This window comes from Anaerocolumna sp., assembly GCF_032079385.1.
Classification (GTDB): Bacteria; Bacillota; Clostridia; order Lachnospirales; family Lachnospiraceae; genus Anaerocolumna.
The window spans coordinates 52,475-78,517 of the sequence record NZ_DAMAUC010000007.1 but is presented as its reverse complement, the minus strand read 5'-3'; the positions used below and the strand labels follow the sequence as shown (position 1 = coordinate 78,517).

Here is a 26,043-nt window from a genome sequence, read left to right as displayed (position 1 = left end):
GTACAAATAGGATACCATAACATTGTAACCGTTAATGGTACCCTAATACTTATTATTGTTTTATGCCTAACATTCCTGTCAGTGCACTGGTTTGCTGTTGTAATTTCGCTAATGTTGTTTCCATTGCTGCAAATTGTTTATAATATTTATTCTCCATGGCAATTACTTTTTTTTCCAATAATGCTATCTGCTTCTTATATTCAGTCTGTTGCTTTGCCATTGTTTTATCATTATAAAATGTATATGTACTTCTTACATTTGGTATTGAAGACATTTTTTCACCCATGGATTCATAAAGTGCCATGGACACCTGTGATAAAACTTTTACCACTGTATCAGGATCTTCTTCTAAAGCTTTCATTAACTTATCATCCAAAGTAGAGAATAATCCATCTTCTTTATCTCCATTTATATGTAACAAACCTTTTTCTGTGTAATCTGATGATGTTTGAATACCAAAACTTGATAGAGAATAATACTTTCCATCTACTTCTACTCTAGTCAGCATAGCATTTTTCATTGTACCTAATACGGAGCTTAACGTATTATCTCTTCTTAAGATAGAATCCTGTATTTTCTTCTCCCATTTTTCAATTTGGCTATCTGTCATAGCCTCTTTTTCATCATCACTTAGCGGATCATAGCCTCTGGATGATGGCGCATAATATAACTCATTCATTTCTTTAAGAATCGCATTATATGATTTAATGAAATTTTTAACCATATCATAAGTTTCTTGTGTATTATTTGCCACATTGAAGCTGATTGTTTCACCAGGTGCTGTAGTTCCAGTAGCTGTTATAGTTAATCCATTAGCAGTAATTGTATTTGTTTTGCCGATTAACTGGGCTCCATCTACAGTAACAATGGAATCTTGTGCAGCAACTACACTATAACCACTTGCTGTTGCCGCTTCATGAGCTGCACCTGTAATTTCATCTAGGCCAATATTCTTAAGTATACTATCACCCGGTATATCTGTTATGGCGGAATTATCAAAATAATTTTTAATGTTTGCCACTAATCCGTTATTAGTATCAGTAAGGGCTGCCGCTATATTAGAATTAATTGCACTATCATATATTTTATTTATTTTATTCTGATAATCTGCGGCCTTTGTAATAGTTTCGCCGTCTACCTCTATGGTTTCTGTAGATTTATATTCCTTTTCCACCAAAGAATTAAATAAGTTGGCTTTATCCTGAGGAATTAGAGTATCATAAGCGATTTGAGCCTGTTCGTCAATGAATTCCTCTTTTGTTTTATCATCAGGTACTTTTAGTTTGCCGGAATCTATTCTGGAAGCAACTTGTGCTTTAAGATTATCCAACACGGCATAACGTTCTTTTGCTATCTGTTCTACTTGTTCCGGAGTGGTATCAGAAGGTAAAATACCGTTATCAACATCGCTTTGTACCTCGTCCTTTAATTTAAGAAATGTTGCATCATTTGGATCCGTATATTTACTGATTAATGATGCTTTAATTCCATCTTTAATTTGTTTTATCGCATCTGTCTTTGTGTCGTTTTCTACTTTTTTAATTGCATAATCCCTTAATACAACTAAAGCATCAATGATTTTCTGCTCCTCTGCATCTGCTCCTTTAATCTTTTCTCCCGGAGCTTTACTCATAACATCATTATACAAAGTGTCAGATATAGTTTTACCTTCCAAAACATTGATTGCATTTAGAACTTTAGTCTGTCCTGCCGAACCGATTCCGGCAAAATTCACCAATGACCTAATATTATTTAATGCTCCCACACCATCTGCAGACATTTCTCCTGTTGTAATGGAGAACTTACTATCCTCTCCGCTATTCTTAGAGCTGATAAATAGTCTTTTTTGGGTTGTATCGAAGTTTGCAGTCAAGCCAGCTTCTTTTAATGCTTCAATAAAATTACCAAGTGTTGTTTTATCATCTACTACAAAATCTCTTTTTGTATCACCGTTTTGAATTTTGATGATTAGACTACCGGACGCACCACTTACCATACCTAAATCTTTAAGTGTAGTTTTTTCTGTAATATTATCTGCTAACTTACCGCTAGTTACATATTGAGAACTTGCTAATTGTTCAACCGATATCAAATGTGAGCCATTTGGTGCTGTTGTACCTGCAGTAACAGATATTCTAGTATCGGAAGAAGTTGCTTTCTTTGTTTGATAGTTGCCTTGCAATCTCATTTTTGAAAGATCTTCAGTATACAACTTATATAATTTTTGATTTAACTCTTTCCACTTGTCCTGTTTCCAGCCTAATAAAGTAGATTTATCTTCTACTCTTTTGTTTTTTAACCTCTGTGCATCTACCATCCCTTTTATTAAGGACTCCGTATCCATTTGAGAAATCAAACCCGTCATTCTTACCGGCATGCTGATCCCCTCCTTTATCTTTTCTCATCTACAAGTAATCCTGCAAGCTCCCATATCTTAGCTAATACATCCAGACTCTCTTCTGGTGGAATCTCTCTGATAACCTCGTCTGTTACTCTGTCAATTACTTTTATTGAGACTCTGTGAGTAGGTTCGTCAATTGAGAATTCACATCTTGTTCTGGTAGCTTTAATGTTTGCTTCTGATAGGGTTGCTTTGACTTTGCTGGCAATAGCTTGTTCCTTCATTAAAATTTTCTCATTAAAAAAATTCTCTTTATTTCTGGCAGCATTATCAAATGAAGTATTCATCCCATTACCAATAGTTGTTTTGGAAGTTTGTACATTCTTTGACGCCTCACTATAAGCACCCATACCATTTATTGTTCTTATTGCCATTTCTCCACCTCCATGTGGCTTCATTTTTACGGCTCCATGCCTTATGATTCTTTTATCGACATAATTGAAAAATAATTTATAGAAGATATTTTTTCTTTGCCATTTGTTACATGGCTGCCCGGGCAGCCGCAAATTGGACATGAAAATACGGCTTAATTACATATCACTATAGAAGCAGAAAAGTGTTTCACTTTTTGCTCTTATTTAAATATATTTTTCAAAGCATCCAAAGAAACTTCACTGTTAGCAGCCTCTTTGTTTACGTCCTGAATCTGAACATAGATTTCTTTTCTGTAGACCGGTACTGTTTTAGGAGCACTAATTCCTATCTTAACCTGATCTCCTTTTACGTCCAGAATTGTAATTTCTATGTCATTTCCAATCATAATAGATTCATTGATTTTTCTGGAAAGGGTTAGCATATTAACTTTCTCCCTTCTTTCCTTTTGATTTCTGAATTATGTCATATACTTTATACTTAATTTCATAATCCTGATTTTCTACAATAGCCTGGCAACCTTTTCTGGTATCTCCATTGATGATAAAAGGTGCCTTTAGATTGACAGACATATTTGTAACGTCTGCCGGCACGGTAACCGTTAGTAGCAGGACCAGGTTATCCTCATTGATTTCTCCAAGAGGTTTTAGTAATTCATCTTCTACTACAGGATTATAATCCGGTTTTATGATAAAAGGATTAATCACCGGTAAAGCAAGACCAGGTTCTTCAATACTTTGCAACCAGGAAATGGTCGGTTTTTCACTATCTTCAATGTCATACAATATTGTATATTGTTTACATTCCTCAAACCCCATAACTCCCTGATCAAATGTTATGATTTTACTCTCGTCTAAATCAATCTCCCCGAAATGTTTTGTTTGAATTAACATACTATCCCTTGTCCCTTCTAATAAGTTATATACTTATCCTTTGTTTCTTTTATTCTTATTATTATAACTTTATAAGAAATTTAATAATGAATTCTGCACGATTTTGGATGCGGCTGAAAGAGAAGCATTATAGATGTTATTTGCCACATTAAATTGAATAATAGTTTCAACCAAATCCACATCTTCATTGTTGGACATAAGATCTTTAAAATCAACCTGCTGTCCACCTAAACGATCTTCTGTCAACTGCAATCTAACGTATCTACTTCCTAGATCAGAAGTTGCAATATTCACTGTTTCTTCATATTCTTTGGACTCTTTCATTCCTTTATTAAATTTATCACGCATAACTTTTGTTTTTAATACCAGTTCGGTATTAAGCTTTTCCAGCATATCCTCTAGAGCAGCTTTTTGTTCATCACTAATTTCAGGATTTCCTAATAATTTTTCAACTTCTTTAATCTTGGTTTCTGTTGTAGTAACATCTTTGATTGCTGCCTGAATTTCATCAATTGTTCTGCCAATACTGTGTTTGATTGCATCTTTACCTTCCGTATTAATGGTTAACTTTTGGCTGAAATTCACTTCATACTGGATTTTTTGCCCTTCCGGGTTGATAGTATAGTTTACAACTTTATTAGGTGTTACATTAGAGTCCGTTTTTGTGCACTCAAAATAGTGTTCCGGTCTTAAATCACCTTTCTTAAATTCCGTTTTATCATACGTCACTTCTATTTTTTCTGATAGTCTGATAGCATTATAATCATCTTCATGAAGAATTAATTCACCTGTTTCCGGAATATAATTAACTGTTCCCTTAACCGGGGTATATGCATCCGGATCCGTAACCGATATTTCTGTTATAGGAATATTACTATATGGTAGTGAATCATCATCCACCATTTTATATGACAATTGACCTCCACCTGCTATTCCTGCCAAACTATCATAAGATAAACGGATTCTATGAACATTTTGCAAAGATGGTGTATTTAATGTAGTTGAAGTAGGATTGCCAGGGTCATATTGATTTAACTCATTATTTCCTATTACCTTTGATATAGTTTCCATATCACTTCCATCAAAAATCTCTTTAATGGTATATTTAATGTTATCAGAAGACTTTATTGCATCGTTAAAAATCAAACTGGTATCCGTCTTATACCCTGTAAATACATACCTGCCAGCATAATTTGTATTGCCCTCCTGATAAATCTGCTTTTTCATCTCATCTAAAACCTGAGATATACTATTACGATCTTCTGCTGTTAATGTATCGCTGGCACCATCTACGCAACTGCTGTTTATCTTTGTTATTATCTCTTTAATGTTCTTAAGAGCACTTTCTGTTATATCCATCCAGGACATGGCATCTGGAATATTCTTTTCATAATATTGATTTAGTTCACTTAGGCTCGTTCTTAATTTTAAAGCTCTAACAGCAACAATAGGATCTTCTGAAGGACGTTGAATCTTTTTACCCGTAGAATATTGTTGATCTAAAATATTTAGCATATTTTTATTCTTGTTGATGTTATTCATCATATTGTTATTCATCATCTTATTGGTAATTCTCATGTTAACCTCAATTCTGCGCATTAACGCCTTTTAATAACTATAGATTTCAAAACTTTACACAGCCATTTCATTGATTAACTTATTGTAGATTTGATCCATAACAGATATGGCTTTTGCAGATAAGTTGTAAGCGTTCTGGAAACGTATCAGATTCATTCCTTCTTCATCCAAATCCACACAAGATACGGATAATCTTTGATTGGTAATCACGCTAAGAATATTCGTCTGGCTTGCAGCAAATGTTTTTGCCTTATCTGTATCAATACCAATTTCTGCTACTAACGTCTGCAGGAAAGCTGCCGGTGCACCTTGTTTAAATAAACCTTTATCTTCTTTTAAGGCAATTAATTTTTCCACGATATCATTTTCTTCCACACCATTTATAATATCCGTAGCGGTTACTACTTTAGTAGGATCTGTATATATGGCTTCTGTAACAGTGAAATTGCCTGCAGTAACTTTATAATATTCTTTAAATCCTATTGCCGGATCACTGAAATCAAAATTATCACCGCTTACTTTATCATAACCGTTAAAGAAGTCCATTCCCGGATCACCATTTGAATCATGACCGCTTCTATGAATATCATTAAAAGCTTTGGAATAGGTACGTACAAATTCATTCAATTGGGACATGTAGTAAGGGATTCCTTTATAATCAATACTTTCTCCAATATGAGCATTTTCATTATTCGCATTCGCTGCCAAAGGAGAATCAAGATTAAAGGTGTACACGTATTTACCATCTGCATCTACCGTAAAGTCAAAGCTGCTGTACTTATACTCATGATTCCCTATGGTAATTACTCCTTCTTCAGGAATGTTTAATTTCTCTACATAATTGATATTGGTACCGGACAAAGTTACAGTGGTACCACCCATGGTTCCATTTGCTTTTCCTTGCAGGTTCCCTTGATTATTTCCATCTCTTACTTCAAAAAGCGATTGCAAATAACCGCCTAAACTTGCACTTTTTGCATTAAATCTCTGGCCATCTTCCCATTCAATATCATAAAGACCCTCTATGTCATTTTGATTTGCTTTCTCATCGCTTTTTCTTGGCACTACTTTTAATGTTTTATAACCATCAGTATCTACCAAGGTTTGATGATCTATTTTAACTACATAGCTTGTAATACCAGTTCCATCTCCAACCACTTTCTCTGTAACAGATACATTGGCTATTTCTGATAACTCATCTATCAATAAATGTCTTTGGTCTCTTAAATCATTGGCTACTCCGCCATTTACTTCAAGGGTATTGATTTGTTTTGTTAATGTTGAAATTTGTTTTGCCAGTGAATTAATTCGATCTACTTGATTCTTTATCTCAAAGTTACAGTTTTCCTGTATTTGCTTCATACTTGTTGATAAGGAGTTAAAGTATTCTGTTAAGTTCTTTGCAAAATTTGTTACCTGTTTACGAACAGCTGGATTGTTAGGGTCTTTCGACAATTCCTGTAAATTATCATGAAAAGTATTAAATGAGGTGGTAAAACCCTTTAAAGACACTTCATTAAAATAGTTTTCTATCTCCGTCATATAGTGTTCTTTCGCTGCGTATTCACCATACATAGTGTTATTCTTCCAATATTTTAAATCATAATAAGCATTTCTTTCCTGTACTATGCCTATTACATCTACACCAGAGCCAACCATACCATAGGTATTGTTAACCCTTAAAGGCACTCCTGCTTGTTGGTTCATGATTTGCCTGGAATATCCTTTGGTTTCTATATTTGATATATTATGATAGGTTGTATTTAATGCAGCCTGGTATGTATATAATCCTGATTTTCCTATATTTAATCCAAAAAAAGTGGACGGCATATTCTTTCACCTCTGTCGCTTTCGTATTTTATATGTTGTTTATCCTTTAGATTCAGATTGATTCTTACATTATTAATAAATATTACAGTCTCGTAATAAGATGCTCTAACATACTATCAATTACTGTTATATATCTGGCTGAAGCATTATAGGCATGTTGGTATTTAATTAAATTAGTCAATTCTTCATCTGTAGAAACTCCAATGACCTGCTCTCTTTGGGATTCAATACTGGCAACCATGGATTTCTGATTTATAGTCATGGTGTAATACTGTTCTCCCCGAGTTGCTATATTGCCCATAAATGCCGTATAGTATCCGTTAAAATTATTCTTAGTTAATGTATTCGGAGATAAGGTAGCAAAAGGTTCCTGCCATGCCTCCACTAATTTTTCCGCAATCTTAATATCATATTCTTCGGTACCTCCTTTTACACTTAAAGGTATTAAAGAATAATTATTAAGTATATTAGGATTTACTTCAATCTCTCCTAAAGTAAATAGAGAGTAATTATCTGTTTCATCTTCTTCCATATAGATCTTAACTTTTCCAAGAACTCCATCTCCATCAAGATCTATACCATAATCATTTTCATCAATTTCCTTATAACGGTCCATTGATTTTCTATTAAACAGTGCCTCACCCATAGTTTCATCAGTATCCATTCCTACCGGTGCGTTGGCAGAATCTAATATTTTAATCTTACCCCCTGCCGGTACTGATAATGAAGTTCCGTCTGCAAATGTAAAGGTTGTAGCATTTGCTACCGTTACCTCTTTATTCGGGGAAAGTATATCATTCATAGTGGTTACTATTCCATGAATCAGCTGGTCAAACTGGGCCTGAACCGTCATAATAACATAGGGTTCCACCTGGTTATTATAATAATCCAGCCTTCCCGGATAATTATAAGCAGGATCGGTATTATTAGAATTGGGTATGTCGGTATATTTTGCAGCCTTGTCTCCTCTTGCTATTAAAAGTCCCTTCAAGGATCCAATATCTGTTTCTTTACCCCCTGAGGTTATTTTGCTTAAATCATATACATCATCTCCGGTGGATTCCCACACAGGTTTTAGCATATCAGAAGATGGGTTTATTTTTTCAAGACCCATTTTGTATGTGTTTTCCTCGGTAACTAATTGAACACCTTCCAGATTAACAGTAACTACACCATCCGCATTTTCTCTATATGTAATTCGTGCGATTTCTCCTAACTCGTCTAATAGCAAATTACGTCTGTCACGATAGTCATTGGCACGCTCCATACCATTGCTTTCATATTTGCGAATAGTTTTATTTAGATCACTGATTTCCGATGCTATTTTATTAATACGGTCGACTTTATTGATAATCTGTGTATTTAAATTAACTTGATAATCATTTAATTGTTTTGATATGTTTTCCGCATGTTCTATAAAACTTACAGCAGTCTGTATAATAGCGGTTCTTTTTACAATACTATCCGGTTCCTTGGAAAGTTCCTGAAGAGATCTCCAAAACTTTTCCAGAGTATCTTGAAATGCAACGCCTTCCATCTCTCCAAATAAACTTTCAACTTCCTGAACCGCCTCATATTGTACCTCATAATAGCCTTCACGGCCCGATTCTGTACGATATGCCCTATCAAGGAATATATCACGTACCTGTCTGACTGCCGCTATATTCGTACCAATTCCGGTTTGAAATGTAGAGATATGATTCATACCCCAATTTAAATAGACTCCATCTGCCTGTACTACCTGCTGCCTTACATATCCTTTCGTTTCTGCATTTGCTAAGTTATGCGCTGTTGCATTCAAAGAATTTTGGCTGGCATTCAGGCCAGATACACCAACATATAATCCACTCATTAAACTCATAATTATTTACTTGCTCCTTTCAGAGTCTGGAGATTTTGTATCTAGCGCGAACCTCCGGTTGAAAGAACTTTCTTCTTCCAACGTGTGAAGATACGTTCTCTTCACACTCCTCCCAATCTAAAATTTATTGTTTCGTATCAAATATTCCTGTTCCCATAACTGGTGTGTCAGATTGTGAAGCACCTTTGTTATAGCCATTATTCACATTAAACATTCGGGCGCTTTGTATGAAATTCATATTGAATTCTATCATTTCTAAAGACTGCTGTATTAAGGAATTGTTATGGTTATTAATTTCAGCCAGCCTTACGACAGTTTTCTTTAGTTTCTCATGCACCTTTGATAATTGTTGTTGTTCATTAGGCTGTTTGTCTAGTATTTCAATAATAGTTTGAACTCGGAGTATTTGGGGATCTTTACCGATTACGGTACCAATATTCTTAACCACTTCTGCCCTTTTACGTTCCAGTTGCTTAATCTTTTCCACTATAGTTTGTTCCTGCTCTGTTATTTGCTGTAAGGCTTCCAAATCACCTTTTACTATAATCTTGGTTTTCTTTTCTTCAATAGGAACAAGTTTTTCATATATTTCAGATTCCTGTTCTAAAGTTGTTATAAGTTCTTCTATTAAACTAGCCAATTTCCAACCTCTTTTCTCTCATTTTTCCAATACGATGCCGCTTTGTATCATCTCAAATAATAGGTGAAGAAGTTCTTTCCAATTAGGGAAATACTTTTCTTCACATTTTTACGGTTAAATGATTTGATTAAAATAGTTCTCTACTAATTTATTAGCAACTTCTTCGCCGGTCACATTATAAGTACCAGATTCCATACGTCTTTTTATATCGTTTACTTTATCCATACGAATATCTTCTGCGTGAGCAAGGGCTTGTTTTGCTACCTGATAATCTTGGCCCGTTCTTGAAATCTCTACATGATCTTTTGCAGAAACGCCCTTAGCTTTGGCTGTCTTCACTGTATTATTCGTCTGGAGCATTTGTGTGATTTTGTTATATGCATCTATACGCATTGTTCTTCACTCCTACTTGATTCTTTCTACTGTTATATTCAATACTAATCCCAACTTTAAAAGGTTTTCATAGGGTATTAGTACTATTTACATTATTTATCGGACATTTCAAACTTTTCATTATAGTTATTATTAATATTTTCGTTTTATTATGCAATAAAATAAGCAGACATACCTCTTAAAAGTAGTGTATGCCTGCTAATAGCAAGACTTCGTAAAGCCTGAAATTAGAGATTAGTGGGATGTTTTCAAAATTCAAAATGTCTTAATATTTCATATCCTTTAGGATATCACAAAAGTCAAAAGTTGCAAAATAGTCTTCGGGAGTCTCTGCCCGGCGGATTAGCTGCACCGTTCCATCTTCTTTTAACAGTAACTCAGAAGATCTTAATTTACCATTATAATTATAACCCATTGCAAATCCGTGAGCTCCCGTATCATGAATTACAAGAAGGTCACCCATATCAATCTTCGGAAGCATTCTGTCTACGGCAAACTTATCATTATTCTCACACAAAGAACCGGTTACATCATATTTGTAATCACAGGGTTTATCTTCTTTGCCCATAACCGTAATATGATGGTATGCGCCATACATGGCAGGTCTCATAAGATTTACTGCAGATGCATCCAATCCGATATATTCTTTATATATATGTTTCTCATGAACAGCCGTTGCAACCAAATGTCCATACGGTGCTAACATGTAGCGTCCTAATTCTGTAAAGATAGATACATCCCCCATACCGGCGGGTACCAACACTTCTTCAAAAGCGGCTCTTACCCCTTCCCCGATTACCATAATATCATTGGGTTCCTGATCCGGCTCATAGGGTATTCCAATGCCACCAGATAAGTTTATAAACTTAATATCTACACCTGTCTTTTCTTTTAATTCCACTGCCAGTTCAAATAATAATCTTGCAAGGGTTGGATAATATACATTGGATACGGTATTACTGGCTAAGAAGGAGTGAATTCCAAAGTATTTTACTCCCTTACTTTTTAATATTTTAAATCCTTCTATCATTTGATCTTTTGTAAATCCATACTTTGCTTCACCTGGATTATCCATAATATCCGTACTTATTTTAAATACTCCACCAGGATTGTATCTGCATGAAATGGTTTCCGGAATTCCAGCCACCTTCTCCAGAAAATCAATATGGGTAAAGTCGTCTAAATTGATAGTCCCATTCAATTCTCTCGCTTTTATGAATTCTTCCTCAGGAGTTGCATTGGAAGAGAACATAATGTCACTTCCACTAAATCCAAGGACTTCAGCAAGCATTAATTCTGTCAGGGAAGAGCAGTCTACTCCACATCCCTCCTCTTGGAGAACTTTTAAAATAAAAGGATTTGGGGTAGCTTTTACCGCAAAATATTCTTTAAACCCACTATTCCAGTCAAATGCCTCTTTTAATTTTCTTGCATTTTCACGTATTCCTTTTTCGTCATATATATGAAATGGTGTTGGATATTTCTTTGTGATTTCTTTCAGTTGTTCTAATGTTACAAATGGTTTTTTCATGCTAATCTCCTTCCTCCTTATCTTATGCTAATGAATTGCTAATGAATGCTTTACCGTTTCCTTCTAAACTCTTTATATTAAACTTTGAAAGTTTTGGTCTCTATAAATAAAAATAATGAAGGCTGTCTATCATTAACCTCCATTGGACTAGTATATTTATACATTTTTCATTATTTGTATAAATATATCTTATTATAAAAGGAATGTCAATGACTAAATTATTGGAATATAGCCCTTTGCAGTATATCTTTTTAGCAATATACTTAACCTTTCTCCCTTGTTTCTTACAAGAATTGAGTGTATCACATATGCGGTTTAATTACAACGTTTCTTTAACCGCCTTTATTCTTAAATTCCCTGTTTTCTATAAGATAGCCCTGCCCTTCACAACAAGGCTATTCTGCTTCATAAGTATAAAGCGAACATACGATTGCTAAAAAAGTGGATTTTTATTGGAAAATATGCTACAATATCACTTATGATTTATAAGGAAAGGAATCAGATAATGGAACAATATACAGGAAGTCAAATCGTAGTCTTAGAAGGACTGGAGGCAGTCAGAAAACGTCCCGGAATGTACATAGGAAGTACCGGGCCTCGGGGATTACACCATTTGATATGGGAGATTCTTGACAATGGAATCGATGAACATCTTGCAGGTTATTGTACAGAAATACATGTAATACTTCAGAAAGATGGCGGTATCACCATTGTAGATAATGGACGTGGTGTACCGGTAGATATACACCCGACAAAAAAAATTCCTACCGTCAGAGTCGTTTATACCATTCTTCATGCAGGCGGTAAGTTTGGTGGTTCTGTTTATAAGGTATCCGGCGGTCTTCATGGTGTGGGTGCATCTGTTGTTAATGCGTTATCCAGCCGTATGATTGTTGAAATTAGACGGGACGGAAAAATATATCGTGATGAATACCAAAAGGGCGGATATCCTGTTGTAGAACTGGAAGATGGTATGCTCCCTGCAATCGGAAAATGCAGCAAAAATGATACCGGAACAAAGATAACCTTCTACCCTGACAGTACCATATTTGAAACCGTTGAATTTAAAGGGGATACAATTAAGAAGAAATTAAAAGAAATTGCATATTTAAATAAAAACCTGATTCTTCATTATGAAGACCAATCAACAGGAGAAAAGTTAACCTATCAGGAAGAGTTTGGTATTAAAAGCTTTGTTTCCTATTTAAACCGGGAAGCCACTTGCATTCATGATGAACCTATTTATATAGAAGGGCAAAGCGGTGATATAGAAGTAGAAGTTGCCCTTCAGTATACCACTTCCTTCTCGGAGCAGATTAATGCATATTGTAACCGTATTAATGTGGTAGACGGCGGTACTTTAGTTACGGGTTTTAAAACTGCATTAACCAGAATTATGAATCAATACGCCCGTGAACTTGGAGTTTTGAAAGAAAAGGACGAAAACTTTGACGGAAAAGATATTCGTAACGGCCTGGTGGCTATAATCTCAATCAAGCATCCTGATCCTCAGTTTGAAGGGCAGACCAAGACCAAGCTTGGAAATACCGATGCAAAAAGCGCTGTAGATGAGGTATTTGCTGCCGAAGTACAAAGGCACTTTGATAAAAATGTTGAGATACTTAGAGTTATACTTGAGAACTCTCTAAAGTCTTATAATGCAAGAAAAGCAGGGGATAAAGCCCGCAGTGCTGTTTTAAAGCAGCTTAACGATGTGGATACCAGAAGTAAATTAGCTTCCTGCTCCTCTAAAAAGCCGGAGGAATGTGAAGTTTACATCGTGGAAGGTGATTCCGCCGGCGGTACGGTTAAGACTGCCCGTAATCGTAAAACCCAGGCTGTATTGCCTTTACGAGGTAAGATTCTTAATGTGGAAAAGGCTTCTTTAGAAAAAATACTTGTAAACAACGAAATTAAATCTATGATCGCCTCCTTCGGCTGTGGCATCGGAGATGATTTTGATATTACCAAACTTCGTTTTGACAAAATTATTATCCTAACCGATGCGGATGTAGACGGTGCCCACATCAGTACATTGTTACTGACTTTCTTTTATCGTTTTATGCCGGAGTTAATACTGGAAGGCAAGATATACCGCGGTCTTCCACCATTATATAAAGTAGATTATGAATATAGCAACAAGGGGAAGAAGAAACGGGAATCCAGGTATTTATTTGATGATTTTGAATTGGACAAGTTCCGCAAAAATCAGGACAATAAAATTATTGCTTTACAGCGTTATAAAGGCCTGGGCGAAATGGATGCCAATCAATTATGGGAAACCACTTTAAATCCTGAAACGCGCATTCTTGCACAGGTTACCATCAGTGATACTGTGGAAGCCGATGAAATTACTACCACATTAATGAGCAGCAGTGTTCCCCCAAGACGTGAATTTATAATGGAAGAAGCAAAGTATGCGAAATTAGACGTATAGAGAACCACATATACACATTTTATTAATATATTACAACACTAACAATATCATATTCAGGAGGACTCCATGAGTAAAAATACAGATACGATTGTTCAATTGGATTTTTCAGAAGAAATGAAAAATTCCTACCGAGATTACGCCATGAGCGTTATTATAGCCAGAGCACTGCCAGATGTGCGGGATGGTTTAAAGCCAGTTCAGAGAAGAATCTTATTTGCCATGAAAGAACTTGGCCTTGATCCTAAGAAACCACATAGAAAGAGTGCCCGTATTGTCGGTGATACAATGGGTAAATATCACCCTCATGGTGACAGTTCTATATATGATGCATTGGTGCATATGACGGAAGACTATTCTTTATCCATACCATTGGTGGACGGTCACGGTAACTTTGGTTCCATCGATGGGGATGGTGCTGCCGCCATGCGTTACACCGAAGCCAGATTATCAGAAGGTGCCATGACCATGTTAGAGAATCTGGAGAAAGGGTTAGTGGAATTCGTTCCTAACTTTGATGACAGCGAGAAAGAACCCACCGTTCTTCCTTCTATGATACCAAACTTGTTAATCAATGGTACGACGGGTATCGCTGTAGGAATGGCTACTAATATTCCTCCCCATAATCCCGGGGAAGTAATTGATGGTGCCATCGCTTATATGGATAACCCTGAAATAACCAACCAAAAATTAATGAAGTACATTCCAGGTCCGGACTTCCCAACCGGAGGTACCATTATCAATCAAAGCGATATAGAACAAATTTATGAAACCGGAGAAGGGAAACTGCGTGTTCGTGGAAAAGTAGAGATCGAAAACGGAGATTCTGGACGTAAAAACATTGTTATCACCGAAATACCTTACACTGTAGCCGGGAACAAAACCAAACTAGTGGAGAGCCTGGTTAATCTTATGAAAGAAAAAGTGTTTGATGAAATATACGATGTGAGGGACGAGTCTTCAAAAGAAGGAATCCGTATTGTTATAGAAGTCAAAAAAGACCGTGACGTGGATAACCTTCTAAATGGCCTATACAAGAAATCCCAGATGGAAGATACCTACGGCGTAAACCTCTTAGCAGTAAAAGATCAGCAGCCTATTGTATTTAACCTGAAGATGCTCTTAAAGGAATTCGTTGATTTTCAGGAAGAACTTTATACCAAAGAATATCAGCATTTGCTGGCAAAAGCCCAGGACCGTTCTGAAATTGTAAATGGTTTAATACGTGCTACGGATATTATTGATCTGATCATTGAAATTCTACGGGGAAGCAGTTCTATCAAACAGGCGAAAGCATGCTTAATAGATGGTACCACAACGGATATTAAATTTAAATCAAAAGCTTCAGAAAAACAGGCTTCCACTCTGGATTTTACCGAACGCCAGGCAGATGCTATTCTCTCTATGCAATTAAGCAAATTAATTGGTTTAGAAATTCTAAAATTGCATGAAGAAAATGATGCATTACTAAAAAGCATTGAAGAATATAAAACCATACTTGGTAATAAAAATGAATTATACAAGGTAATCAAAAGCCGTTTAAAGGAATATAAGAAGAAATTTACTCTGCCAAGAAGCACCTTACTTGCAAATGAAGATAATGCAGAATATATAATTGAAGAAAAAGTGGAAGATATCTATGTTTTAATTGATAAGTTTGGATATACCAAATCTCTGGATTTTGCAAGCTTTTCAAGAACTGCTGAAGAAACCTTAAAAGAATTCAGTCATATTATCTTGATGAAGAATACGGACAAGCTCTGTCTATTTACAGCAGAAGGTAATATGCATCAAGTGAAAGCCTCCGCAATTCCAAAATGCAAGGTGAAGGATAAGGGTCTCCTCATTCAAAATCTTTGCAAAGTGGATAAAGAAAATATTATCCTCTATACCTCATTTGAGGAATTATTTGAATCACAATTAGTATTCTCAACCAAAAACGGATACATTAAATTAGTCTCCGGAGTTGAATTTGAAACCAACCGTTCCATGGTTTCTGCAACTAAACTAGAAGACGGTGATGAAGTAGTGAGCATCATTATGTTGTCTGCCAGCGATGTATTAGCCGGCGACCGAAAAGTAATTATTTTAACAGAGAAAGGCCTTTCTTTAGGATTCTCCCTGGATGAGGTCAGCGAAATGAAAAAAACAGGGCGAGGAATAAAATCCATAACCTTAGAAAAGAAGGACGTCGTAGTATTTACAACTGTTTTAAAAACATCGGATGAAGTATTTATATTTGAAGGAAAAGAATTTAGTGCTAAGAAAGTTCGTAATCGAAAGAGAGCCCAGAAAGGTCAAAAGGCACAATTATAATATAAGTCGTAGTGTTGCATCTGTAAGTGGACGCGGCACGGAAGTCAGACTCCCCAATTCATTAAGATTTATGTGAGCTTGCGACAGAATGTTAGTAGCGCGAATTATTGAAATGCATAATTCATACCCTGATTTGTGGCAGTGCCCATCTGCAAGCAGATGCGGCATGCAAATGAGAGCTAGAATAAAATAAAGGTTCTATAATAAACCAAATGTTAGGGCATGTGAAAGCATGCTTCAACATTCTTAAGGACACAAGGACATAAATAGAAGGCTGTTGCAAAATGGAATGTTTATACCCGATATAGATTATAATATTAATCCAATCTATCTATATCAGGTATCTTTATTCCATTCTGCAACAGCCTCTTTTCGCGCGTAATTTGACTTAACAATTTAAACGCAAAATAATGATTTTACAGCTGTCTCTTCTAGATTTATATAATATAAGATTTATATAGTATAAAATCTCTATAAAACAAATTTTTCAACCTTATCTTTTTCAATTCTAGCAAAGATCAATGGTTCCAACTTAATTGGTTTTTCCTCCACCTTAATTGCATTTAATAAGATTTTTTCCGATTCTTTTAAACTTTCTTGTTTTGAGGTATAAAGAGTGGCTAATACTTCACCTTTCTTTACGTAGTCTCCCACTTTCTTATTCAGAATGATTCCTGCAGAATAATCAATAGAATCTTCCTTTTTCTCTCTGCCGGCACCAAGAACCAAAGAGGAGATTCCGCATTGTTCTGTATTCATATGGGTAATATACCCTTCCATACTTGCTATTACTTTTCTTTCATATGGTGCTTTCGTAAAATTATTGGTATCTTTAAGAACAGAACTGTCTCCACCTTGAGCTTCTACCATCTCAATTAATTTTTGGAAGGCAGCTCCACTTGTAATTGCTTCTTCAGACATCTTTCTGCATTCTTCCAGAGTTCCTTTACCGGATAAGAACAGCATATTAGAAGCAAGATGTAAGCAAACTTCCGTTAAATCCTTAGGTCCTTTATTGTGCAGTGTATCCACAACTTCTATAATCTCTAAAGAGTTACCAATGGCAAAACCAAGAGGTATATCCATATCCGTAATTAGTGCCACTGTTTTCTTGCCTGCATGTTCCCCGATTGCTACCATCTTCTTAGCCAATTCAATGGAACCGTCTAAAGTCTTCATAAAAGCACCGCTTCCGGTCTTGACATCTAGTAGTATACAGTCATTTCCGGCTGCCAGTTTCTTACTCATAATGGAGGCGGCAATTAAAGGAATGCTGTCAACAGTTGCGGTAACATCCCTTAATGCATATAATTTTTTATCTGCCGGTGCCAGATTACCGGATTGGCCAATTACGCACAGGCCGGTTTTATTTACAATATCAATAAACTGTTCCTGAGGAATGGAGGTTTGCATTCCAGGAATGGATTCCATCTTATCCACAGTACCGCCGGTATGTCCTAAACCCCTTCCTGACATTTTGGCAACCTTACCGCCGCAGGCAGCTACAATAGGTGCAATAATTAATGAAGTTTTATCACCTACGCCACCAGTGGAGTGTTTATCCACTTTAATTCCGTCAATTCCGGATAAATCCACCATATCACCGGAATGTGCCATTGCATCTGTTAATATTGTTGTTTCTATGTCCGTCATACCTTGAAAGTAAATTGCCATTAACATGGCAGACATCTGGTAATCTGGAATATTGCCCAATACATATTCATGTATCATAAAACGGATTTCTTCCTCTGCTAAAGTTCCTCCGTTTCTCTTTTTCATAATAATATCATACATTCTCATAAGACCACTCTCCTTCTAAAAACAAATTGAACAATCAAAGCGGATATTCCACCTGCCGATAGGCAAGTTTATCCGCTTACCTGATGAGGTTAAATTAAACTTGGCGAAGAATCTCCAACTTTCCATGTTCCGAGATTCTTCGCCAATTCAACTTCGTTGAATTACTGCTCCGAATGACATATCTTTTACAATTTATTGCTTTTTATAATATGCTATTATATTAATCTTTCTGCTTCCAATTCCTTCGAATTTGGGTACAGGCATAATATCTGCAAAGGGTATTGTTTTACAATATTTAATATATATTATCTGCTTCCCTTATCATATGGTATACCTTCTGCTCTTGGTGCCTGTGATGTTTTAGATGAGATAGTTAACACAACAAGTGTAGCAATATAAGGAATCATTTTATATACTTCATTGGATATTGGCAGTCCTTTTAAAAATGGAATTCCTGAATATGCAGATGCAAATGTTTTCATAATTCCAAAGAAAAATGCTGCAAATATAATCTTTTTCGTTCTCCACTGTCCGAAAATTAATACTGCTAATGCTAAGAAACCATATCCGGCAACTGTTGCATTAAAATTAGTGGATGTAGGTACTACAAATACCAGGCCACCAATTCCGGCTAATACACCAGAAATAACAACACCGGCATAACGGATCTTATATACATTAATACCTACGGAATCGGCTGCTTGTGGATGCTCACCACAGGAACGTAATCTTAAACCAAATCTGGTATGATTAATTACAATTCCCGCTGCAATGGCTATTCCAATACCGATATAGGTAGTAATATAACAGTTTCTGAAAAGCAAAGGTCCTATAACAGGAATACTGCCTAACACTGGTACTTTACTTATATAAAAAGTATCTGTAAATTGTACCTGCTGTACAGTCTGAATCATTCTTGCTGTAAAGATTGCAAATGCAGGAGCAAACATATTCAGGGCAGTACCGCTAATAGTCTGATCTGCTTTTAAGTTAATAGACGCAAAAGCATGTAAGAGTGAGAAAAGGCCGCCAGTTAAACCTGCTACCAAAACTGCTAAAATTAATAGTAATTGGCCGCTCATTTTATCCTGCATAACATGAATAAAAAAGATACTGGTAAAAGCACCCATAACCATAATACCTTCTAATGCAATATTAACTACACCGCTTCGTTCCGAGAACATTCCGCCTAGTGCTACAATTAGAAGAGGAATCGCAAAAAACATTGTTTGTTGTACTATAAAATAAAAGATATCCATTAGCGTCCTTCCTCCTTCTCCAATTTGTTTCTTCTGGTAAGTTTATGAATAAGGCCCTTAAACAATAACGAAAAAGCACCGCAGTAAATGATAACTGCAATAATAATGTCAATAATCTCAGCTGAATAATTATATAACTGAATGTTATTACCGCCTACTTTAATATGTGCAATGAATAAACCTGCAAATAATATACCGATTGGATTGGACATACCCAGCAATGCAACAGATATACCGTTAAATCCTTCCGGTGCCAGAATATCAATTACCTGCATGTACTTACCGGAACCGGATAAATATAAAAGCCCTCCCCCAAGTCCCGCTAAAGCTCCAGCGATAACCATAGATAATATAATATTTCTCTTATGGTTAATACCTGCATATTGGCTGGCATCCGGACTATGTCCGCAAGCTTTTAATTCATATCCAAAAGTTGTCTTGCTTAAGACAACGTAAATAAGGATAACTGCCAGTATAGCAATAAATATACCAATATTCATATTATTTACGCCAAATAATTTATCAAGTCCGCCTCTTGGAATAATGGCACTTTTAGCAACTGATTTCGTCTGATTTTTCAAAGGATCATAGACAGACTTAACAATTAGCATATTTACTAAATAAATGCCTATATAATTCATCATAATGGAAGTAATAACTTCATTTACATTGGCCAGTGCTTTTAATATACCCGGCACCATACCCCATAAGGCACCAGCAATAATAGCTCCAAGCAAGGCGACTATCCAATGAATGCCTGAAGGTAAGAACGTCCACTTAATACCTATATAAACCGCCACAAACGCACCTGTGGTAAACTGTCCGGAGGCACCAATATTGAATAGGCCGGTTTTAAAAGCAAAACCAACGGAAAGACCTGTCATGATAATGGGTATTGCCATATAAAGAACCTGGCCAAGTCCGGTGGTTCCATCTGTAAATCCACCTTTAATAATAGTAATCAATGCGGGAAAAGCATTTCTATAGTTACTAATTAGTAAAATGACAAGTCCAAAAAGAAGTCCTACTGCAATTGCCATAATAACTGAAAAGAAACTGCTGGTCCCTTTACTTTGTAATAAATTATGCTTCTTTTTCATTGTTCACACTCCTTTTTGATCCTGCCATGTAAAGTCCTAATTCCTGAACCGTAATATCCTTTGGATTCAAATCGGCGACGATTTCTCCTTCGTACATAACTACAATACGGTCGCTTACATCCATAACCTCATCTAATTCTAAGGAAATCAAAAGCACTGCTTTCCCTGCATCTCTTTGAGCAATCAATTGTTTATGGATATATTCGGTGGCACCTACATCAAGACCTCTGGTGGGCTGAACTGCTACAACAACTTCCGGATCACGATCTAATTCTCTGGCAACAATAACTTTCTGCTGATTACCACCAGACATATCGCGAACAATAGAATCTTCTCCTTGTCCACTTCGAATATCGTATTGCTTTATTAATTTCTGAGCATACTGACGAACCGCACCAAATTTAATGAATCCATGATTTTGGAATTTTGGTTCAAAGTAAGTCTGAAGTACCGCATTCTGCTGGAGATTGTAGTCAAGTACAAGACCATGTTTATGTCTGTCTTCCGGAATGTGTGACATACCTGATACACTTCTCTTACGTATCGATTTCTTAGTAATATCTTCACCATTCAGGATAATTTGTCCGCTGTTAACAGGCATCAGACCGGTAATTCCATAAACCAGTTCCGACTGGCCGTTACCATCGATACCTGCTACACATAATATTTCTCCTTTTCTGGCTTTAAAAGAGACATTATTCACTACATCTTTCTTGCTAAGTTTTGATTTAATGGTAAGATCCTTTACTTCCAGTACTGTTTCACCCGGTTTAATGTCGATTTTATCCAGATGAAAATTAACTTTACGCCCTACCATCATTTCCGACATTTCTTCTTTTGTGGTTGTTTCTACGTCAACTGTTCCTATGTATTTCCCTTTCCTAAGTACGGAACAGCGATTCGCAACCTCTTTAATTTCATTCAATTTATGAGATATAAAAATAATAGACTTTCCTTCATCTACTAAATGCTTCATTATCTTCATTAATTCTTCGATTTCCTGTGGTGTTAAAACTGCTGTAGGCTCATCGAATATCAGTATATCATTGTCACGATACAACATTTTCAGTATCTCTACTCTTTGCTGCATACCAACTGTAATATCTGAAATATATGCATCCGGATCGATTCTAAGATTATAACGGTTGCTTAAGTCTATTACTTTTTTTCTTGCATCATCCATTTTTAAGAAACCCCGTTTAATGGTTTCTTTACCTAATACGATACTCTCTAATACCGTAAAATTATGAACTAATTTAAAATGCTGATGAACCATACCGATTCTTAAAGCATTGGCATCATTTGGGTTGTTTATTTTTACTGCTTCCCCATTAATTTTAATTTCACCTATTTCAGCCTGGTATAAGCCGAATAATACACTCATTAAAGTTGATTTTCCTGCTCCGTTTTCTCCTAACAGTGCATGAACTTCACCTTTCTTTACTTTGAATGTTACATCATCAAGAGCTTTGAAGTTGCCAAACTCTTTCGTAATATGATTCATTTCAATGACATATTCCATTGTAGTACCTCCTAAGCATAACACTATGCCGATTAATAAAATATCTGATATAAGCCGGTATACTGTGTTTGTAAAATTTCACCAACTTATCTTGATGGGTTATTCATCTTTTCCTGCAAATTGATTCATCTGGCTCTCTGTGGATACAACATATCTATATAATTCTATGTTGAGTGTAATAACCTCCTTTATATAATTTTGAATGAAGAGTTTTGCTTAGGAAATACCCCAATACTTCTATGTAACTCTTTATTCATATTAAACACATATTGCATATCATATCTGTTACAGATGTAATGCTCTGTTTATAGCTCTGATACTGCTATGGAAACCGGTTGAAAGAATTATTATATGAAAGGTTTCACATATTCTTTTCAACCCTATATTTTCAACTTACCACCTATGAATGCATTATCAGAATTGGGTAAGTAAAATATACCTCTTAAAAAACAGCACTTCTATCTATATTTAACTGCTGCAACGTCAGTTCTTATTAACATAATATCTTCTATACATGCTCCACATATAAATGTTCCTTTTTCCAATATGTTTATATGATTCACAAATAATTTACACATATAATTTCATATTTTATATAGCTTCCAGACAGGCTCATGTAGGTTACAGCAGAATCTTTCATTTTAATATATATTTTGTAGTTTGTCCTTCCAAAATAACGAATAAGCGAGTCTTATTCCACTGAATTTATATATTTGTTAAATAAGGATGCCGCAAAAGGCTTTTGCACCTCTTGAGGCAACCCTTACTTAATTTACTATTTAATAATTAATAATACGTTCCTGATCTCATCTATAAATATGAATTAAAAAACAGTAAAACTACTTAATTAATTCTACAGCAGCCTTTGGTGCTTCGATTGCTGCTGCATCTGCAACATCAGTATCCTTCTTAAGAGCAATTTCACCAGCTACGATCTTTGCATAGATAGTATCATAATCTGCCTGTGAAAACTTCGTAAATTTTGATGTAGCCATTGGAAGTTGAACACCTTCAACAGATGCATTTAAAACTGCTGATGTTCCACCTGGGAATGTATTGTTATAGAAAGCTGTAATTGCATCATAAACAGATTTACTTAAGTTCTTCATGGAAGAAGTAATAACTGTTTCAGATTCACTGGATTGGTCAACGTCTACACCAATAACTTTTGTTCCTGCTGTTTCAGCAGCTTTCATAACGGAGTTACCAACTGCACCACCACAGGCAAAGATTACTTCTGTTCCTTCATTGTACCAGGAAGCTGCTTTTGCCATATTTTCAGGAGTTGCTTCGAAGTTACCAACATATGTGTATTTAATTTGAACTGCATCATCCGCTAAGCCCATTTCCTGAGCTGCATATTCAGCGCCCTGAATGAATCCATAACCGTAACGGATAACTGCCGGAACAGCAATACCACCCATGAAACCTAACTTAGTATAACCTTCTTTAACAATTGCATAACCTGCTAAGAAACCTGCTTCTTCTTCTGCATAGAAAACAGAGTAAGTGTTAGAAGCTATATCAATTGGCGCATTCTCTTCATCAGAATGTGGAGCACCGTCTAAGATAACGAAGTTTACATCCGGATATTTTGTTTGAGATGTATGGATTGGTACTTCAAATAAGAAGCCTGGGCAAACGATAATCTTTGCTCCACCTTTAACTGCTAAATCGATTTGAGTTAAATATTCATCATCAGATTTACCAGTTGGTTGATAATATTTATATGTAAGTCCTTTTTCTTTCGCGTAAGCTTCAACACCTTCCCAAGCACCTTGGTTAAAGGATTTATCGTCGATAGTTCCAACGTCTGTAATTAAAGCTAATTCATAAGTGTCAGTTTTAGGCGCTTCTGCTTCCTTGGTTGGCTCCTTAGTAGCTTCAGGTGTTGTTGTTGTTTCCGTATTTTCCTCTGTTTTGTTTTTATCAGTTTCTTCCTTATTTTGTTTTCCACATGCACCAAGAACAAAAATCATGGTTGCAATCAACGCTACATTAACTAATTTTTTAAATAATTTCATTCCAATTCCTCCCAATACATATTATTTGTTTAAATCTTTTTCTGTAAAACTTAGTGGCAATAATTGCTCTAACGTATATACCTGATAGTCCTCCTCTGATCTGGCTAATATAATCCGGAATTCCTTTGGATCACAAAATTCTGCCATGACCTGTCTGCACACTCCGCATGGCGCACAGTATTCAAAATCTCCTGATGAGGCCCCTTCAAGATTTCCTACAACCGCAATTGCTTCGAAATCTTTTACCCCCTCTGAAACTGCCTTAAAAAATGCGGTGCGTTCTGCACAATTAGTAGGTGTATAAGCGGCATTCTCAATGTTACAGCCTCTGTATACTTTACCGTTCTTTCCTAATAAAGCTGCCCCCACTTTAAAATTAGAATATGGAGTATAGGAATAATCTTGTGCCAGATACGCTTCTTTGATTAACTCCTGATCTTTCATATATCCTCCTTTCCTCATTAATTTGTATCAGGTATTGCAATACTAAGCTACTTTACATCATGTTAGTATTTATTTATGAACATGCACAAATAGCAATCGTTTTAATATGTGATTATACCATTCATGCAATTATCACCATACAGTTCACTTAATACATATTAACAATTTAATTATATAATAAAACAAACCAATATACCATAATTTTCATAAATTATCTTTATAAAGTTTACAAAAATTAGGTTTATGCTATCTCTAAAGCAATCTTCATCATATTATTGAAACTAGTCTGTCTTTCTTCTGCAGTGGTTGCTTCTCCAGTAACTATGGAATCAGAAATAGTACAGATTGCCAATGCATTCTTACCGGTTCTTGCAGCATTCATGTATAATGCAGCAGCTTCCATTTCTACACATAAAACGCCCATCTTAGCCCACTTCATTGTTCCCATGGAATCATCATAGAAAGTATCTGAGGACAAAAAGTTACCTACTTTATAATTAACACCTTCCATGGACTCTGCAGTTTCTACTGCTTTCTTCAATAGTTCAAAGGAACATATAGGAGCATAAGTTCCGGGAAGCTCAAACTGGCTTCCAAAACTTGAATTGGTACATGCACCCATTGCAAATGCCACATCCCTGATTTTTAAATCCGGATGCATGGAACCTGCTGTTCCAATACGAATAATATTATCTACATCATAGTAATTAAATAATTCATATGAATAAATGCCAATAGAAGGCATTCCCATGCCGCTTGCCATTACAGATACCTTTTTACCCTGATAAGTTCCTGTATAACCATTTATTCCTCGAACCGAATTAACAAGAACCGGATTTTCCAAATAGGTTTCTGCTACAAACTTAGCTCTTAAAGGATCTCCCGGCATCAATACTGTTTTTGCAAAATCTCCTGTTTTTGCTGCTATATGTGGTGTTGGTATTCCCATAGTTTATCTTCCTTTCTATTATTAATATCCTTTTGTTTCTTCACCATGCACTATTTTAATTGCAGAACTTGTTCCGATTCTCGCACAGCCTTCGTTAATAAAGTTTTCAAAATCTTCAATAGTTCTTACACCGCCTGCGGCTTTCATCTTCACATTAGGACCAATATGTTTTTTAAACAACTTAATATCTTCCAATGTAGCTCCTGCTGTACCAAATCCGGTAGAAGTCTTAATAAAATCTGCTCCTGCATCCGTTACTATCTTACATAATCTGATCTTTTCTTCTTCGGTTAGATAACAGGTTTCAATGATAACCTTTAATATCTTATCCCCAACTGTCTTCTTTAATACGGCAATCTCTTCCTGTACTTTTTCATAGTCACCATTTTTAACATCAGTTATATTAATTACCATATCAAATTCTGCGGCACCATCTGCCAATGCCACTTCACATTCGGCAATCTTAGCCTCTGTTGGGCAGTATCCTAAAGGAAACCCGATAACTGTACAAATGTTAATTTTATCTCCATAGGTCTCATGAATTCTTTTTACATAACAAGAAGGAACACAAACAGAAGCTGTTTTATATTGAATGGCTTCCTCACATAATTGCTTTATTTCTTCCCATGTTGCGTACGCTTTCAACAGTGTATGATCAACATAATGCAGCATATCTAATTTATTCATTTAAAAAAT

General features: G+C 35.7%; 20 protein-coding genes. 2 read left to right on the top strand and 18 right to left on the bottom strand.

Annotated elements, in window-relative coordinates; genetic code table 11:
• Positions 1-52: 52 nt before the first annotated feature.
• The 10 genes from fliD to RT261_RS07615 form a co-directional block, all read right to left on the bottom strand.
• On the bottom strand, positions 53-2,377 hold the full coding sequence (gene fliD / locus RT261_RS07660) for a flagellar filament capping protein FliD (protein WP_313131380.1): 2,325 nt from the start codon (positions 2,375-2,377) through the stop codon (positions 53-55).
• Between the two features lie 14 nt (positions 2,378-2,391).
• Positions 2,392-2,775 (bottom strand): flagellar protein FlaG, encoded by a 384-nt coding sequence (locus RT261_RS07655; RefSeq protein ID WP_313131378.1) that lies wholly within the window; start codon positions 2,773-2,775, stop codon positions 2,392-2,394.
• A 200-nt stretch (positions 2,776-2,975) separates the two neighbouring features.
• Entirely contained in the window at positions 2,976-3,197 is a 222-nt protein-coding gene (gene csrA / locus RT261_RS07650) for a carbon storage regulator CsrA (protein WP_313131375.1), read from the bottom strand.
• Position 3,198: 1 nt separating this feature from the next.
• Positions 3,199-3,666 (bottom strand): flagellar assembly protein FliW, encoded by a 468-nt coding sequence (gene fliW / locus RT261_RS07645; RefSeq protein WP_313131373.1) that lies wholly within the window; start codon positions 3,664-3,666, stop codon positions 3,199-3,201.
• 69 nt (positions 3,667-3,735) lie between these two features.
• A complete protein-coding gene (gene flgL / locus RT261_RS07640) occupies positions 3,736-5,244 on the bottom strand; it encodes a flagellar hook-associated protein FlgL (RefSeq protein ID WP_313131370.1) in 1,509 nt (502 codons plus the stop codon).
• 54 nt (positions 5,245-5,298) lie between these two features.
• Positions 5,299-7,074: a flagellar hook-associated protein FlgK gene (flgK, locus tag RT261_RS07635; RefSeq protein WP_313131367.1), complete on the bottom strand. Its 1,776-nt coding sequence runs from the start codon at positions 7,072-7,074 to the stop codon at positions 5,299-5,301.
• Positions 7,075-7,156: 82 nt separating this feature from the next.
• Positions 7,157-8,935: a flagellar hook-associated protein FlgK gene (gene flgK, locus RT261_RS07630; RefSeq protein WP_313131365.1), complete on the bottom strand. Its 1,779-nt coding sequence runs from the start codon at positions 8,933-8,935 to the stop codon at positions 7,157-7,159.
• 124 nt (positions 8,936-9,059) lie between these two features.
• Positions 9,060-9,575, bottom strand: coding sequence for a flagellar protein FlgN (locus tag RT261_RS07625; protein WP_313131364.1), 516 nt, complete (start codon positions 9,573-9,575; stop codon positions 9,060-9,062).
• 114 nt (positions 9,576-9,689) lie between these two features.
• Positions 9,690-9,968, bottom strand: a complete 279-nt coding sequence (flgM, locus tag RT261_RS07620) for a flagellar biosynthesis anti-sigma factor FlgM (RefSeq protein WP_313131361.1) — start codon at positions 9,966-9,968, stop codon at positions 9,690-9,692.
• Positions 9,969-10,233: 265 nt separating this feature from the next.
• Positions 10,234-11,499, bottom strand: coding sequence for a diaminopimelate decarboxylase (locus RT261_RS07615; protein ID WP_313131356.1), 1,266 nt, complete (start codon positions 11,497-11,499; stop codon positions 10,234-10,236).
• 505 nt (positions 11,500-12,004) lie between these two features.
• Here RT261_RS07615 and RT261_RS07610 point away from each other — a divergent pair.
• Together RT261_RS07610 and RT261_RS07605 are read left to right on the top strand one after the other, a co-directional pair.
• Positions 12,005-13,936, top strand: coding sequence for a DNA gyrase/topoisomerase IV subunit B (locus RT261_RS07610; protein ID WP_313131354.1), 1,932 nt, complete (start codon positions 12,005-12,007; stop codon positions 13,934-13,936).
• Positions 13,937-14,002: 66 nt separating this feature from the next.
• On the top strand, positions 14,003-16,249 hold the full coding sequence (locus RT261_RS07605; protein WP_313131351.1) for a DNA gyrase/topoisomerase IV subunit A: 2,247 nt from the start codon (positions 14,003-14,005) through the stop codon (positions 16,247-16,249).
• Positions 16,250-16,720: 471 nt separating this feature from the next.
• Here RT261_RS07605 and RT261_RS07600 read toward each other — a convergent pair whose 3' ends face one another.
• From RT261_RS07600 to deoC, 8 genes are all read right to left on the bottom strand, one after another.
• Complete coding sequence (locus RT261_RS07600; protein WP_313131349.1) at positions 16,721-18,049, bottom strand: pyrimidine-nucleoside phosphorylase; 1,329 nt, start codon at positions 18,047-18,049, stop codon at positions 16,721-16,723.
• A gap of 305 nt (positions 18,050-18,354) precedes the next feature.
• Entirely contained in the window at positions 18,355-19,308 is a 954-nt protein-coding gene (locus tag RT261_RS07595; protein ID WP_313131346.1) for an ABC transporter permease, read from the bottom strand.
• Positions 19,308-20,408, bottom strand: a complete 1,101-nt coding sequence (locus RT261_RS07590) for an ABC transporter permease (RefSeq protein ID WP_313131344.1) — start codon at positions 20,406-20,408, stop codon at positions 19,308-19,310. The genes RT261_RS07595 and RT261_RS07590 overlap by 1 nt, the downstream gene beginning before the upstream one ends.
• A complete protein-coding gene (locus tag RT261_RS07585) occupies positions 20,392-21,930 on the bottom strand; it encodes an ABC transporter ATP-binding protein (RefSeq protein ID WP_313131342.1) in 1,539 nt (512 codons plus the stop codon). The genes RT261_RS07590 and RT261_RS07585 overlap by 17 nt, the downstream gene beginning before the upstream one ends.
• An 839-nt stretch (positions 21,931-22,769) precedes the next feature.
• Positions 22,770-23,954 carry a BMP family lipoprotein gene (locus RT261_RS07580; RefSeq protein WP_331665432.1) on the bottom strand — a complete coding sequence of 395 codons (1,185 nt, stop codon included), beginning with the start codon at positions 23,952-23,954 and terminating at the stop codon, positions 22,770-22,772.
• Between the two features lie 21 nt (positions 23,955-23,975).
• The gene (cdd, locus tag RT261_RS07575) at positions 23,976-24,398 is read right to left on the bottom strand and encodes a cytidine deaminase (protein ID WP_313131340.1); all 423 of its coding nucleotides are present in this window, start codon (positions 24,396-24,398) and stop codon (positions 23,976-23,978) included.
• A gap of 241 nt (positions 24,399-24,639) precedes the next feature.
• The gene (gene deoD / locus RT261_RS07570) at positions 24,640-25,347 is read right to left on the bottom strand and encodes a purine-nucleoside phosphorylase (protein WP_313131338.1); all 708 of its coding nucleotides are present in this window, start codon (positions 25,345-25,347) and stop codon (positions 24,640-24,642) included.
• Positions 25,348-25,368: 21 nt separating this feature from the next.
• Positions 25,369-26,034: a deoxyribose-phosphate aldolase gene (deoC, locus tag RT261_RS07565; RefSeq protein WP_313131335.1), complete on the bottom strand. Its 666-nt coding sequence runs from the start codon at positions 26,032-26,034 to the stop codon at positions 25,369-25,371.
• Positions 26,035-26,043: the final 9 nt, after the last annotated feature.

What these genes read in the sequence shown, in the direction of transcription:
- fliD (WP_313131380.1), bottom strand. Translation starts at nt 2,377, where the DNA reads ATGCCGGTAAGAATGACGGGTTTGATTTCTCAAATGGATACGGAGTCC.
- RT261_RS07655 (WP_313131378.1), bottom strand. Translation starts at nt 2,775, where the DNA reads ATGGCAATAAGAACAATAAATGGTATGGGTGCTTATAGTGAGGCGTCA.
- csrA (WP_313131375.1), bottom strand. Translation starts at nt 3,197, where the DNA reads ATGCTAACCCTTTCCAGAAAAATCAATGAATCTATTATGATTGGAAAT.
- fliW (WP_313131373.1), bottom strand. Translation starts at nt 3,666, where the DNA reads ATGTTAATTCAAACAAAACATTTCGGGGAGATTGATTTAGACGAGAGT.
- flgL (WP_313131370.1), bottom strand. Translation starts at nt 5,244, where the DNA reads ATGAGAATTACCAATAAGATGATGAATAACAATATGATGAATAACATC.
- flgK (WP_313131367.1), bottom strand. Translation starts at nt 7,074, where the DNA reads ATGCCGTCCACTTTTTTTGGATTAAATATAGGAAAATCAGGATTATAT.
- flgK (WP_313131365.1), bottom strand. Translation starts at nt 8,935, where the DNA reads ATGAGTTTAATGAGTGGATTATATGTTGGTGTATCTGGCCTGAATGCC.
- flgM (WP_313131361.1), bottom strand. Translation starts at nt 9,968, where the DNA reads ATGCGTATAGATGCATATAACAAAATCACACAAATGCTCCAGACGAAT.
- RT261_RS07615 (WP_313131356.1), bottom strand. Translation starts at nt 11,499, where the DNA reads ATGAAAAAACCATTTGTAACATTAGAACAACTGAAAGAAATCACAAAG.
- RT261_RS07610 (WP_313131354.1), top strand. Translation starts at nt 12,005, where the DNA reads ATGGAACAATATACAGGAAGTCAAATCGTAGTCTTAGAAGGACTGGAG.
- RT261_RS07605 (WP_313131351.1), top strand. Translation starts at nt 14,003, where the DNA reads ATGAGTAAAAATACAGATACGATTGTTCAATTGGATTTTTCAGAAGAA.
- RT261_RS07600 (WP_313131349.1), bottom strand. Translation starts at nt 18,049, where the DNA reads ATGAGAATGTATGATATTATTATGAAAAAGAGAAACGGAGGAACTTTA.
- RT261_RS07595 (WP_313131346.1), bottom strand. Translation starts at nt 19,308, where the DNA reads ATGGATATCTTTTATTTTATAGTACAACAAACAATGTTTTTTGCGATT.
- RT261_RS07590 (WP_313131344.1), bottom strand. Translation starts at nt 20,408, where the DNA reads ATGAAAAAGAAGCATAATTTATTACAAAGTAAAGGGACCAGCAGTTTC.
- RT261_RS07585 (WP_313131342.1), bottom strand. Translation starts at nt 21,930, where the DNA reads ATGGAATATGTCATTGAAATGAATCATATTACGAAAGAGTTTGGCAAC.
- RT261_RS07580 (WP_331665432.1), bottom strand. Translation starts at nt 23,954, where the DNA reads ATGAAATTATTTAAAAAATTAGTTAATGTAGCGTTGATTGCAACCATG.
- cdd (WP_313131340.1), bottom strand. Translation starts at nt 24,398, where the DNA reads ATGAAAGATCAGGAGTTAATCAAAGAAGCGTATCTGGCACAAGATTAT.
- deoD (WP_313131338.1), bottom strand. Translation starts at nt 25,347, where the DNA reads ATGGGAATACCAACACCACATATAGCAGCAAAAACAGGAGATTTTGCA.
- deoC (WP_313131335.1), bottom strand. Translation starts at nt 26,034, where the DNA reads ATGAATAAATTAGATATGCTGCATTATGTTGATCATACACTGTTGAAA.